11 protein-coding genes, 1 pseudogene and 1 riboswitch are annotated in these 13,070 nt (G+C 57.4%); of the genes and pseudogenes, 4 read left to right on the top strand and 8 right to left on the bottom strand.

Annotated elements, in window-relative coordinates:
- The first annotated feature begins 59 nt into the window (after positions 1-59).
- Together VGL70_13295 and VGL70_13290 are read left to right on the top strand one after the other, a co-directional pair.
- Positions 60-812 (top strand): iron-containing redox enzyme family protein, encoded by a 753-nt coding sequence (locus VGL70_13295; protein ID HEY3304500.1) that lies wholly within the window; start codon positions 60-62, stop codon positions 810-812.
- A 42-nt stretch (positions 813-854) separates the two neighbouring features.
- Positions 855-1,931: a GntG family PLP-dependent aldolase gene (locus tag VGL70_13290; protein HEY3304499.1), complete on the top strand. Its 1,077-nt coding sequence runs from the start codon at positions 855-857 to the stop codon at positions 1,929-1,931.
- 120 nt (positions 1,932-2,051) lie between these two features.
- Here the strand turns inward: VGL70_13290 and VGL70_13285 are convergent, their stop codons facing one another.
- Complete coding sequence (locus tag VGL70_13285) at positions 2,052-2,879, bottom strand: hypothetical protein (protein HEY3304498.1); 828 nt, start codon at positions 2,877-2,879, stop codon at positions 2,052-2,054.
- Between the two features lie 157 nt (positions 2,880-3,036).
- Here VGL70_13285 and VGL70_13280 point away from each other — a divergent pair, with 157 nt between their 5' ends.
- A complete protein-coding gene (locus VGL70_13280; GenBank protein HEY3304497.1) occupies positions 3,037-5,031 on the top strand; it encodes a tetratricopeptide repeat protein in 1,995 nt (664 codons plus the stop codon).
- A 264-nt stretch (positions 5,032-5,295) separates the two neighbouring features.
- Positions 5,296-5,386, top strand: a riboswitch (cyclic di-GMP riboswitch).
- Positions 5,387-5,454: 68 nt separating this feature from the next.
- Positions 5,455-7,296, top strand: a complete 1,842-nt coding sequence (locus VGL70_13275; GenBank protein ID HEY3304496.1) for a fibronectin type III domain-containing protein — start codon at positions 5,455-5,457, stop codon at positions 7,294-7,296.
- On the opposite strand, the pseudogene VGL70_13270 reads toward VGL70_13275, so the two are convergent.
- From VGL70_13270 to acs, 7 genes and pseudogenes are all read right to left on the bottom strand, one after another.
- A pseudogene (locus VGL70_13270) lies at positions 7,260-7,571 on the bottom strand (hypothetical protein). The gene VGL70_13275 and the pseudogene VGL70_13270 sit on opposite strands and share 37 nt — an antisense overlap.
- An 84-nt stretch (positions 7,572-7,655) precedes the next feature.
- Complete coding sequence (locus tag VGL70_13265) at positions 7,656-8,648, bottom strand: ABC transporter substrate-binding protein (protein HEY3304495.1); 993 nt, start codon at positions 8,646-8,648, stop codon at positions 7,656-7,658.
- 78 nt (positions 8,649-8,726) lie between these two features.
- Positions 8,727-8,957, bottom strand: a complete 231-nt coding sequence (locus VGL70_13260) for a type II toxin-antitoxin system HicA family toxin (protein HEY3304494.1) — start codon at positions 8,955-8,957, stop codon at positions 8,727-8,729.
- Position 8,958: 1 nt separating this feature from the next.
- Positions 8,959-9,228 (bottom strand): type II toxin-antitoxin system HicB family antitoxin, encoded by a 270-nt coding sequence (locus VGL70_13255; GenBank protein ID HEY3304493.1) that lies wholly within the window; start codon positions 9,226-9,228, stop codon positions 8,959-8,961.
- A gap of 118 nt (positions 9,229-9,346) precedes the next feature.
- Entirely contained in the window at positions 9,347-10,120 is a 774-nt protein-coding gene (locus VGL70_13250) for an ABC transporter substrate-binding protein (GenBank protein ID HEY3304492.1), read from the bottom strand.
- A gap of 207 nt (positions 10,121-10,327) precedes the next feature.
- Positions 10,328-10,765, bottom strand: a complete 438-nt coding sequence (locus tag VGL70_13245) for a DUF559 domain-containing protein (protein HEY3304491.1) — start codon at positions 10,763-10,765, stop codon at positions 10,328-10,330.
- Positions 10,766-10,867: 102 nt separating this feature from the next.
- Complete coding sequence (acs, locus tag VGL70_13240; GenBank protein HEY3304490.1) at positions 10,868-12,988, bottom strand: acetate--CoA ligase; 2,121 nt, start codon at positions 12,986-12,988, stop codon at positions 10,868-10,870.
- Positions 12,989-13,070: the final 82 nt, after the last annotated feature.

Raw genomic sequence — 13,070 nt, 5'->3', positions numbered from 1 at the left:
CATACTTTCTACATCGACTGATTCGTGCGCTGAGCCGCTGATTAAGGCGAGGAGGTCCTATGGGACGAGTGTTGTCGCCTGAAGAATTGATCTCTGACTTGCAGGACACTTTACAAAAACGCCACCCGAGGCCGCATCCGGTCCGGCAGCTCCTACTCACCGGCAGGCTCACGAAGGACCAACTGCAGGGATGGGCGAGAAACCTGTTCCACGAGTTTCGCAACATTCATCGTTTCTTCGGCGTCCGCTACCAAAAGTGTCCGGTGCCCGAGCTGCGCCGGGCGCTGCTGGAAAATATGATCGAGGAAGAAGGCGAAGATCTCATTGGCCGCAAGTATCCGAGCCATGCCGAGCTTTGGGTGAGGCTCGGCGAAGGGCTGGGGATTCCGCGCGAGGAGATGCTGAGCTACGAGCCGCTGCCGGGCATTCGCGCCGGCCTGGAGATGTACGTGCAGCTCGTCCAGCAGAGCCACTGGGCGGTGGCCATCGGCACCGGGCTCGTCTTCGAGGGCGGCGGGCCGAAGCGAATGAAAGAGGAGCGCGAGGCGCTGGAACGATATTACCCGTGGATTCCCAAATCCGCGGTCGATTTTTTTCGCGTGCACGAATATCACGACGAAGGGCACGGCGATTTCTGCGTCGACGTGATCCGGGCGCACTGCATGGAGGAGCATCTCCAGAACGAGATGCGTGCCGCGGTGAAAACCCGCGCCGACATCATGTGGCTGCAGAACGAATCGATCTACCAGGCGTTCGTGCGGCCGAGTCTGTCGCCGGAGACGATCAGGGAAGTGGAAGGCAGGTTGGAGTAGCGCAACGGTTGAATTTCAGGGCGGCTTCGTAAATAAAAAAACATGGCAAAGACACCCATCGACCTCAGAAGCGATACCGTCACCAAGCCTTCGCCGGAGATGCGCCGGGCGATGGCCGAGGCCGAGGTCGGCGACGACGTTTTCATGGAAGACCCGACGGTGAACCGTCTGCAGGCGCGCGCCGCCGAGATCTTCGAACGCGAGGCGGCGCTTTTCGTCCCTTCGGGCAGCATGGGCAACCTCGTCTGCCTGCTCGCGCACGCGCGGCCCGGCCAAGAAGTCATCTGCGAAGAGAACTCCCATATCTACACCAACGAGATGGCATCGATGGCCGGAGTCGCAGGACTTCTGCCGCGCTTGATCCCGACCGAAGACGGCATCATGACCTGGGAGCAGGTCGGCCGGATGATCCGGCCGAAAATGTACGCGCGCGCCCAGACCGCCTTGGTGTGTTTGGAAAATACTCACAACCTTGCCGGCGGCACCGCTTATCCGACGCGCCTCGCCCGCGAGATTTGCGACGGCTCTCACACCGCCGGGCTCCCCGTCCACCTCGACGGCTCGCGTATTTTCAACGCCGCTGCCGTCCTCGGCGAAGCCGTGGGCGAGATGACCAAGAAATTCGATTCGGTTCAATTCTGCCTGAGCAAGGGATTGGGCGCGCCGGTGGGATCGATGATCGTCGGATCGGCGGCTTTTATCGAACGCTGTCGTCCGATACGGAAAATGTTGGGTGGCGGCATGCGCCAAGCCGGAGTCCTGGCGGCGGCGGGCCTGGTCGCGCTGGAGAACGGTCCCAGGCGTTTGCATGTGGATCACGAAAACGCCAAATTTCTCTCCCAGGAGCTTGCGCGCATACCCGGCATCCGGCTGAACCCGGTCAAAGTTCAAACCAACATTGTGATCTTCGACGTGCGCGAAACCGGACTCTCTTCGGCCGATTTTCTCGCGACGCTTGCGCAACGGGGAGTGTTGGGCGTGCCGCTCGATCAAGAAAAAATCCGCATGGTGACGCACCTGGACGTCGATCACAACGACGTCGCAGAAGCCGCCGCGGCCGTCCGCCAGCTGGTGGAAGAACTTTCTTTCCGTCGCGCCAGCTTAAAACGCGCGACATAGCTTATCGTCAGTGATCCGATTTGAGCGGCCGAGGCGCGTAGGCCAACCCGTCTAAAAAAAGGGCAGAACGAGCGCGCTGCTCGATCTGCCCCCTCCAAGAAGAGATAAAAGTTTAACTAATTAAGGGCTGCTCGGCGGGCTCGGCCTGCGGTGGGGCTTGTTCGTCGCGCCGACCCCGAGCAACAGATCATGATTCGGCTCCAGATAGTTCCGCCGCGAATCCTTCAGCGTCGTTGTCCCGCGGCCGAAGAAAACCTCCAAGCCGCTCATCACGCGATATCTCGACCGGTGATCGAACGTCCCGCGAACCACGTTCACCGCTACCCCCGGCATCGGCAAAAACGACAGTCCGAATACCGGCCCGACGCCGGTCTTGAGATCGCCGCCGCCCGCGAACGAGTTCGCCTGGATGCCGATCATCATTTCCACGTTGTCTTTGCGTAAAAACGGGGCCCAGTCCGACGCCGAAAAAAAGCTCGCTGTCGCCTGCAGCTTGTTCACTCCCCACTCCGCGTGTCGCCCGTCTCTCTGCGCCGGTGACACCGGATGAGCGTACCACAAATTCAAATTCGCCTGGGGCAGATAGATCGCCACCGACGGTATCAAATGCACAAAGTGATTCTGCCGCAAATCCCTGTACTGATAGCTCACGAGCCCGCCGAGCTTTCCGCCGTCCCAACCCAGCACCGGACCCGCGGTCGTGCCAACTCGCCCGCCCTGTCCTCCCATGAAGCTCAACGTGCCCTGAACGCCAAAGTTTCCAATCAAGGGCAACACTCCCAATCCTTCGGCCAGGAACCGCCCGCCGGCAGGATGCCCCTGCTCTTTCTCAGCCCCACCGGATAACTCCACTTTCCCGAAGGGCTCCAACCCCGCAACGTTCGCCGTCGGCGCAAGAAGAAAAACACAGATGCTTATGACAGCCAGATTCGTGAGAAAATTTTTCATGGCCCCCCCTGACTCAAAGTCCCTATTTTTTAGCATCGAGACCTCTTCCAAGTCAAGTAGAATGCGGGGAAGGCGCTGCGCATTGACAGTTTTCCGCATCGTAAGATACAACAGGGACGTTTCAGGACACCTGCCGATAAATTCTCTCGAAACTGGCATGCACCGAGCCCGAATATCTCCGGCACTACTCGCTTTGATCGCGGTCGCTTTGCTGAGCATGATCGCCTACGCCAACAGTTTGTCGAACAGCTTCCAGTTCGACGACTACGAAGGCATCGTCGATAACTTCGCCTTACACGATCTCGGGAATATTCCTTCCTATTTCACCAATCCTAATCTCTTCCGCTTTACCAAGGCGGATTGGCGGCCGGTGCTACAGATCACCTACGCCGTGGACTATGCCATCGCCGGTCCCGCTCCGACGATGTTCCACGTCACGAACATTCTCTTCCACGCGGGAGCCGCCTGGTTGATTTTTCTGATTGTGGCTGAAATCGCGCGAAGTCGGCCGCTGCTCGCAGCGGACGCCGCGCCGATTCCGGCGGGCTGGCTCCCCTTTACTGCGGCGGCTCTATTCGCCGTTCACACCGTCAACACACAGACGGTCAACTACATTTGGGCGCGGAGCTCCCTGCTCGCGGCTTTCTTTTATCTGCTCTCTTTCTACTGTTACCTGCGCGGGCCTCTGAACACCGAAGGCAAAAGTGGCCGACCGTGGCACCTGGGCGGCTTTTTTACTTTTGCTCTCGGCATGGCGACCAAGGCCACCATGGCTAGCCTGCCGGCGATGCTCGTAGTTTATGAGGTCCTGTTTCTCAATCCCGCAGGGCGCAATCCCTTGATGCTGTATCTTAAGGAGCCGCGCCGATTGCTGAAATATTTGCCTCTGGCCTGTATTCTTCTCGCGTACCTCGCCATACGGTCGAACCTTTTGCCGAATACGGTAAGAAATCTCGTCGCGCCGCCGTGGGTCAGCCGCAGGAACTATCTGCTCACTCAATTTCGCGCCTGGATCTATTACCTCAAGCTCTATGTTTGGCCGGATCCCTTGATCCTGGATTATCCCGGATTTGGTTGGTCTTCATCGCTCGGGGATTTGCGGGTTCTCGCGTCTCTGGCGCTCATCGCGGCGATTGTCATCGTCGCCTGGCGGGCGCGTCGGAGCGCGCCGATTTTAACTTTCTTCACGTTGTGGTTTTTCATCGCCCTATTGCCGGAAGCCAGCATCGTGGTGCGGGCGGACAAGGTTACCGGTCATCGGCCTTATCTAGCCTATGCGGGCGTATCGGTCGTGGCGGCCGTTCTCAGCCTCCTGACCGCCGGTTGGCTTTGGCGCCAATGGAAGCGGTCGCGTCCGCGCGACGGCAGCTTTCGCGTGGGTTACGCAATTGCGATCGGGATCGTGCTCGTCGCTCTCACCGGAGCCACGATAAGACGCAATCTGGATTGGCGCGATCCGATGACCCTATGGACCGACGCGCTGCGGAAGGATCCGACCAATCCACGCGCCTATACGACGCTCGCGCTTGAGTACATGGATAGCGAAAACTACGACAAGGCGCAGCAATTGCTCGACAAGGCCATCGCAATTTCCCCGAAAAATTCGTCCGTCTACTTTTACCGCGGTTATCTGAACTCGTTGTTGGAAAGAAACGAAGCTGCGCTGGCGGACTTCACGAAGTCCATCAATATCGGGCGGCGCGCCCGTCCTTTCGTATACCGCGGCGACGTTTATCGGAAGCTGGGACGTCACGACGAAGCTCTAGAGGATTACCAACACGCGCTGCGGCTCAATCCCCGGATGTGGGAGGCCTATTTCGGCGTCGCCATGGTCCATTGGGAAAGAAAGGAGCTGGATCCGGCCACCGCGGCTTGCAGAAAACTGAACCAGATGAATCCACGGGAGAGGCAAGGTTACACTTGCCTCGGCAGTCTGTTGATGCATCAAGGCCACTTTGACGAAGCCTTCAAGGTTTATCGCAGCGGCGTCAGCCGCTTTCCCAACGACGGCGCGCTCTGGTACGGACTGGGGACCGCTTACGAAGAGTTGGGACTCTACGGCGAGGCACAGAACGCCTTTGCCAACGCCGGGGCGCTCATGCGCCGACCGCCCGCAGAAAAACAGCGGCAACGCACTCAGGCCGCGAACTAAGCTTAAACAGGATTGCCTGTTGTAACGGAATTTTTTCCTGTCCTCCATTTCCCTACTTCCAAAACGGTCCAAAAGTTTCAAACTGTGTCATCCATGGTCTCGTTTAACCATATCCAGCCTGGGTACACTCGATCCGGCATTTAGATATATGAACGCGACATTCACAAAAACTCAATTTAATCGGTAAGTTATATTGCTATCGCCGCATTTGGCCCCGCCGTTGCTCTAAAGCCTCCTCAGAATGTCCAAAAAAACACAGAGCATCGCCGATAAAGGCAAACCATCCGAAAGGATGGGACGCAAAGCTACTGGCCTAAGTCCTGAGCGTTCAGGATACGGCAGCAGGGTTACCGAGCGGATCGCAGTTCCTCCTGGGAGCAGCGCGTCCCTCACTGACGCGGACATGCTTACAGGAGGTATCCGATGTTTTATTCCAATGTTTCGGCCAAGCTTCTAGCCGCGCTTTTTTTCTTAGTTATAATGCCGCTGGCATGGCCCGCGGAATCCCGCGCCGCCCTGTTGCTGTTGAGCTGGGGCGACAACTCCAACAACGAAGACGGCTTTAAGGTTGAGCGCGCAACCGGCTCGAGCGGAACGTTCGCTCAGATCGCGCTCGCCGGAGCCAACGTTACTTCTCTCACCGATTCCAACGTCACGGCGGGAACGAATTATTGCTATCGCGTGCGCGCCTACAACACCGGCGGCGACTCCGCGTATTCCAACACGGCCTGCGCCACGGCTGCCGTCACCACGGTGAACCTCTCAATCGCTAAGTCGGGAGCCGGCAGCGGAACGGTGACGAGCGCGCCTTCGGGAATCAACTGCGGCGTGACCTGCGCGGGAAGTTTTGCCACGAGCACGGCGGTGACGCTGACCGCGACCGCGGCGGCGGGATCGGTCTTTACCGGCTGGAGCGGCGATCCCGACTGCTCGGACGGCTCGGTTACGATGAACGCCGGCAAATCTTGCACGGCGACTTTTCAGGTTCAAAGCTCCACTCTGTCGGTTAATCTCATAAACGCGATCACGAGCGCAGGAACCGGGAGCGGCTCCGTTACAAGCTCGCCTGCCGGCATCAACTGCGGCGTGGATTGCTCGGAAACTTACTTGAACGGCACTTCAGTGACTCTCACGGCCGTTCCCGCCTCCGGCTCGGCCTTCACCGGCTGGAGCGGCGCCGGTTGCAGCGGCACGGGAACCTGCACCGTAACGATCGCGAGCGCGACCTCTGTCGCTGCGACCTTCGTCCGGCAGGGCTTCACCTTGACCGTAATTAAATCCGGCAATGGTACGGTAACGAGCGATCTTTCGGGAATCGATTGCGGCTCGGCCTGCTCGGCCAGTTACGCCGGCGGCGCTTCGGTTACCTTGACGCCTACCCCGGTCTCAGGCGCGAGCTTTCTCGGCTGGACTGGAGCCGGCTGCAGCGGGACCTCGAGCTGCACCATCATCATGACGGCCGATACTGCGGTTACGGCCGCTTTCTCGGGTCATATTGCCGCGTCGATCGGCGTGTTCCGCCCCCAGACTGGAGAATGGCTGCTTGACCTCGACGGCAACGGCGCTTTCGGCGGCTGCAGCGTGGATCGTTGCGTCCAAGGATTCGGACAGCCGGGGGATCTGCCCCTCGTCGGATCGTGGACCAACACTGAGACAACGCTCCTCGGCCTCTTCGACACGAACACCGCCGCCTGGCACTTGGATTTCGACGGCAGCAACGCCCTGGACGGTTGCGAGCTCGATACCTGTGGATATATCTACGGTCTACCTGGAGATCTTCCGGTAGTTGGCAAATGGACCAAAAGTGGACAGACAAGAATCGGGTTTTTCCGCCCCAGCACACGCCGGTGGTATCTTGACATCAACGGTAACGGCAACGTTGACGGCTGCAAAAAGGGCGATCGTTGCACCAGAGTTTTCGGTCAGGATGGAGACCTGCCGGTGGTCGGCGACTGGAACGGCAAAGGCAGAACCAAGATCGGCGTCTACCGGCCGAGCACGGGTCAATGGGTGCTCGATAACGGTAATGGTAGGGTCAACCAGTGCGGCCAGGACCGTTGTGCCATCTCGTTCGGCTTGCCGGACGACCTTCCGGTCGTCGGCGACTGGAACGGCGACGGCAAGGACAAAATCGGCATCTTTCGTCCGACCACCGGAGAATGGCTGTTGGACTTCAACGGCAACCGGGAATGGGATGGCTGCGATGTGGATGCTTGTCTGACCTTCGGTCAGGCCGGCGATCTGCCGGTGGTGGGAAAGTGGTAGCAGCGCGTAGATAGCTCGGCTCTCTTTATCCGGAGGGCCAAAGCTCCTATGCTGTGACCATGAGGAGCGATGATCAAAAAACGAGACGGGGCCGGCCCCGTCTCGTTTTCGTTTGGCCTCTGGGAATTAGGCAACTCAGCGGCGAATAGAATTTCGTTGGGACGGGCGATGGCGCCGATCTTCTTGGCCGCGTGGCCCTTCAGCTCGTCTGCCAGAGCAGCGGAATTCTCGTCACCAGCCTTAAGCGAGACAAAGGCCCAGATCGCCTGGCCCTTGACCCTTCGAGGGTCTCAGGGTCATGGTGAGCAAGTCGAACCATGATCTCGTGCTGTTTGCCGATGACTGCTGCCCCGCTTCTTCTATTTGATCACTTTGTCCGCCCGGTAGAGCACCGACTGCGGAATCGTCAGGCCGATCTGCTTGGCCGCTTTCAGGTTGATGATGAACTCGAACTTCGTCGGCTGCTCGACAGGAATGTCGGCAGGCTTGGCGCCTTTGAGAATCTTGTCCACGTAAGTAGCGGCGCGCCGGTCCAAGTCGAGAGAGGTCACGCCGTAGGACATAAGCCCGCCGGCTTCCACAATTGATGGCGCGCTGTATATCACCGGCAGCCGGCTCTTTACCGCGAGTTCTAAAATCTGTGTTTGGTGGGCCGTGCCGACGGCGCCCGCCACCATCATAAGGACTGCCTCAGCCCGCCCCTTGCTTGCGGCTCGGAATGCGGTCTCAACATCCTTGGGATCTCTGGGATCTCGTATGTCTAGGTATTGAAGCTTCACTTTCAACGCCCCTGCGGCGAGCTCCACTTCTCTTAACGACTGTGTGTTGTCCGGGCTGGTCGAAGTCCCGAAGACGGCCACACGCGAGAGCTTAGGAACGATCTCCTTCAAAAGCTCCAGTCGTTTTCCGCTTAGCTCCGGGGCAAGGCTTGACAATCCAGTGATGTTTCCACCAGGTCGTGCCAGGCTGTCGACGAAGCCGCTTCCAACAGGATCGCCAACGTTCATCATCACAATGGGAATCGTGACCGTTGCTTCCTTGGCGGCACGGGCTGCCGGCGGACCAACTGTGATAATGATGTCTACCTTGAGACGCACTAACTCGGCCGCGAGCGCGGGGAGGCGATCGAGTTTCCCCTCATGATGTCGCCACTCAATGACAATGTTTTTGCCCTCGACGTACCCAAGCTCACGCAGTCCCTGGCGGAATGCCTCGATGCGGGCCGGGTTAACGGAAGGGGAGATGCCGCCTAGGTATCCTATCCGGGGGATTTTCGCTGGCTGCTGCGCCTCGGCGATTGCGCCCACACCCAGGACAACTACGATGAGAAGAAGCGTAAGAGTTTTTCTCATAGCTCCTCTCCAACTTATGACGCATTGAGGACCTTGAGTCACGTATTCAGGCATTTCCGACAAGATTCTTCCCCCAGGCTAAATTGTTCCGAGGAGTTCAAAGTATCGCTCTCTGCTCATTCTTGCGGAGCGGAGATTGTTCCGGATAATGAAGACCGGAACTTGGTCGTACATGGGGATCACTATAGGTCTTGGAATGCCGGGCTTTGTGTAGACGAGATGATCGCCGTGCGTTCGCTGAAGCTGGAACCCGTCCTTCTCAAATACTCTGACGAGGGTTTGATAAGGAACGGGCGTGATTTTCGGCATGTCAGCGCATTAGAGCCAGCCGTGTTTTTTCCTGCACGACAATCTCCGGCGCCTTCCAGCCTGTCGCTTCCTTGGTATACCCCGCTTCCTCCAGGATATCCTGGAGGGTCCCCATGCGCTGTGCCTCTTCGATGAACAATGTCACCGCCTCCGCAAGATGAGCTTTGGCCTCCTGGATGGTCTTACCGCAGCTTGAAAGATCAAGCTCGGGCGCATAGGCCACGAAGGTATCCCCCTCTTTAAGGATCTGAGTGGTAAACTGAATGTCCATCTTCCCTCACTTTTCTGCAAGCTCGGGCGACATAGCTCATTTGTAACACGCTCCTTTTGCGAACTTCAACAAGCATGGTTCGACTAAGCTCACCGCGGAAAGTGGCACAGCGCCACCCTCATTTGATCACCTTGTCCGCTCTCGCCAGCACGTTCTCCGGAATCGTCAGACCGATTTGCTTAGCCGCCTTCAGATTGATGAAAAACTCGAACCTCGTCGGCTGCTCCACGGGGAGATCGGCGGGCTTGCTGCCTTTCAGGATCTTGTCCACGTAAGTGGCGGCGCGCCGAAACAAGTCGGTACTGCTCACGCTGTAGGTCATGAGGCCCCCGTCTTCCACAAATTCTTGCCTGTCGTATATCGCCGGCAGCCGACTCTTTACCGCGAGCTCTACGAGCTGTTTTCGATGAGAAGTGAGGACCTGGCTCGTCAGCGGGAGAACTGCGTCCGCACGCCCCTTGCTTGCGGCTCGGAATGCAGTTTCAATATCCTTGGGACCTAGTACGTCTAGATATTGAAGCTTCACTCTGAGTGCCCCCGCGGCGAGTTCCACCTCTCTTAACGATTGCGCGTTGCCCGGCCGGGTCGAAGTCCCGAGGACGGCCACGCGCGAGAGCCTGGGAACGGTTTCCTTCAAAAGCTCCAGTTGTTTTCCGCTTATCTCCGGGGCAAGGGTTGACAATCCAGTAATGTTGCCGCCAGGTCGCGCAAAGACTGGCGACGAACCCGTTTCCAACAGGATCACTATCCGTCGCCATGACAATGGGAATCGTAGAAGTTGCTTCCTTGGCGGGACGGGTTGCTGCCGGACCAGCCGTGACGATGACGTCCACCTTGAGACGCACGAGTTCGGCCGCAAGCGCAGGGAGGCGATCGGGTTTTCCCTCTGCATATCGCCACTCAATGACAATGCTCTTCCCCTCCACGTACCCAAGATCGCGCAGACCCTGCCGGAATGCGTCCATGCGAGCCGACACAGCTGCAGCGGAGAGAGAAGTTAGGAATCCTATCCGCGGGATCTTTGCCGGCTGCTGCGCGGCGGCCATTCCCACACACCCCACAAGCAAGACAAAGACCGCAAAGAGCCTAAGAATGTTTTTCATAGGCGGTCTTTCCCTCTTTGCTTCTTTTCGGGGTTTAGTGCGAGTGTATTATTCACCCTCTCCCTGCCAGGGAGAGGGTAGGGGTGAGGGTCTCTTAGGGCCTCAACGATTTTTTCCAGCACCGCGTCGATATCTTCCAGCACTTGATTGTCCCAAAAACGCAACACTCGGAAGCCTCGGCGTCCCAGGAAGGCAGACCTTCTCTGATCCACTTCGGCTCGCATCGCGTGCTGACCTCCATCGAGCTCGATCACTAAGCCATATTCCAAGCAGCAAAAGTCAGCAATGAACCGGCCGATAGGATGTTGGCGACGGAACTTCGCACCGCGGAGCTGTCGTGCACGCAACCGGGCCCATAGTCTACGTTCTGTCTCAGTCTGGTCGCGGCGCAGTCGGCGAGCCTGGTTCCTCGGTGTGGAGGCGTTTAGTTGCATTCCGGTTCTCCCTCACCCTAGCCCTCTCCCTCTGGGAGAGGGGAATACACCAACTTAATCCAAAATCTAAAATTCTTTTCTGTTGCCTATCGCCTTCCTTTCCTATTCTACCGCTCCAAACCGCTTGATTTCTTCCAGCACCTCTTTGGGAAGGTCCTTTGGAACCTCTCCGCGTTTAGCCTTTTCCGTTTGCACCATTTTCCGTATGGTTTCTACTACCTCCGGGTTGGCCAGCGTCGTGACGTCGCCCACGTCCATGAAGTTAGAGACAGCGGCAATGACCCGACGCATGATCTTTCCCGAACGGGTCTTGGGCATGTCGGGGACAAGCCAAACGTTTCGCGGACGGGCGAATTTACCGATGATTTTGTCGATCGCGTCTTTGACCTTTTCGTCTACTCCCTTGCCGGGGTTGTAGCCCGGTTTGAGAGCAATATACATCTCAGGGATCCGACCCCTTAACTCATCTATCGCCGGCACCACCGCTGCTTCGGCCACTTCTTCTACGGTAAGAGCTGCCGCCTCCAGCTCTTTGGTGCCCAACCGGTGACCCGCGACATTTATTACGTCGTCCACTCTGCCTAAAATCCGGAAGTATCCATCGGCGGCTTGCGTGGCGCCATCTCCTGCGAAGTAAGGCCAGTCGCGCCAATCCTTGCTATTTTTATTTTTGCAATATTTTTCGTAATAGGTCTTTACGAAGCGCTCCGGGTCCCCCCATATGGTCTGGAACACCCCTGGCCACGGATTCCTAATACAGATGTTGCCCGCCTTACCGCTCCCGGCCTTAAGCTCATTCCGTTCCTCATCATAGATTACTGGATAGATACCGAGCACACCGGGGCCACAACTTCCAGGCTTCATCGGTCGCAGCGCCGGCAACGTGCTGCCAAGGAAGCCTCCGTTTTCCGTTTGCCACCAGGTGTCCACGATGATCGCTTCTCCCTTACCCACTTCGTGGTAGTACCATCGCCACACCTCCGGCTCTATCGGCTCTCCCACGGTGGTCATGTGTTTGAAATGATAATGGTACTTCTTGGGCTCCTCAGGACCCGCTTTCCTTAGCATGCGTATCGTCGTGGGCGCCGTGTGGAATATATTCACGCCCAGTCGCTCCGCTATTCTCCAGGGCCGCCCGGCATCCGGGTAGGTGGGCACGCCTTCATACATGACGCTGGTGGCGCAAAGAGCCAACGGACCGTAAACAATGTAGGAGTGGCCTGTGATCCATCCTATATCGGCGAAGCACCAATAAACGTCCTCCGGGTGAATGTCCTGATAATACTTCGACGTGCCTGCAACATAGGCCAAATATCCCCCGGTGCTATGCTGACACCCCTTCGGCTTCGCCGTTGTACCGCTGGTATACATCATGAACAGAGGAGCTTCGGCCGGCATCGATACGGGATCGACTCCTTTGCCGCGAAAGTCTTTGAGCAAATCATCAACGAAGTAATCACGACCCTTCACCATGGGCGTCGGGGAGGAATACTTTCCGGGATAACGCCTCCACACCAGGACTTTATCCACACGAACGCCGTCCTTCGCTGCCACTTCAACCGCTTCGTCGGCTTTGATTTTTTGATCGAGCAGCTCACCATTTCGGTAGTAGCCATCCATAGTGACGAGAATATGACTGCCGGAGTCCGCTATTCTGCCCCCGCAGGCGGCGCCGCTGAATCCGCCAAATACCTGAGAGTGGATGACGCCAAGCCTGGCGCAAGCGAGCATCGAGACCGGCAGCGCCGGCACCATCGGCAAATGGAACGTTACCCTATCGCCGGCCTTGACTCCGCAAAAGTCTCTGAGAAGCGCAGCGAACTCATTCACTCTTACATAAAGCTCCTGATAAGTTATGGCCTCGGTAGTCTCCTCCTCCAGCTCCGGCACCCAGATAAAGGCGGCTTTGTTTTTATTCTTCTCCAAGTGCCTGTCCACACAGTTGTAACAGGCGTTTAACTTTCCGCCGACAAACCACTTCCAGAAAGGGGGGTTGCTGGTATCAAGCGTCGTATGCCAATACTCATCCCAGGAGAGCAGATCAGCATACTCCTTGAAGCATTCAGGGAAATTCTTCTCGTTAAAGCGCTCGAAAATTTCCGGATCAGAGGCGTTGGCCTGACCAATAAACTTCGGCGACGGGTAGTAATAGTCTTCTTCCTTCCAGTGCACTGCAATCTGAGCTTCGGTGACCTCAAGCCCTTCGTTTCTTTCGTCTGCCATAACTCCGTCTACCTCCTTTACTAAAATGGAAGCGAGATATATAATTTTTTAGCCCCGGCCTCGTTACATAGACATCGTAAAA

The organism is Candidatus Binatia bacterium (assembly GCA_036504975.1).
Lineage (GTDB): Bacteria > Desulfobacterota > Binatia > UBA9968 > UBA9968 > JAJPJQ01.
The sequence above is the reverse complement of the archived record's forward strand: the minus strand, read 5'-3'. Positions and strand labels throughout refer to the sequence as shown.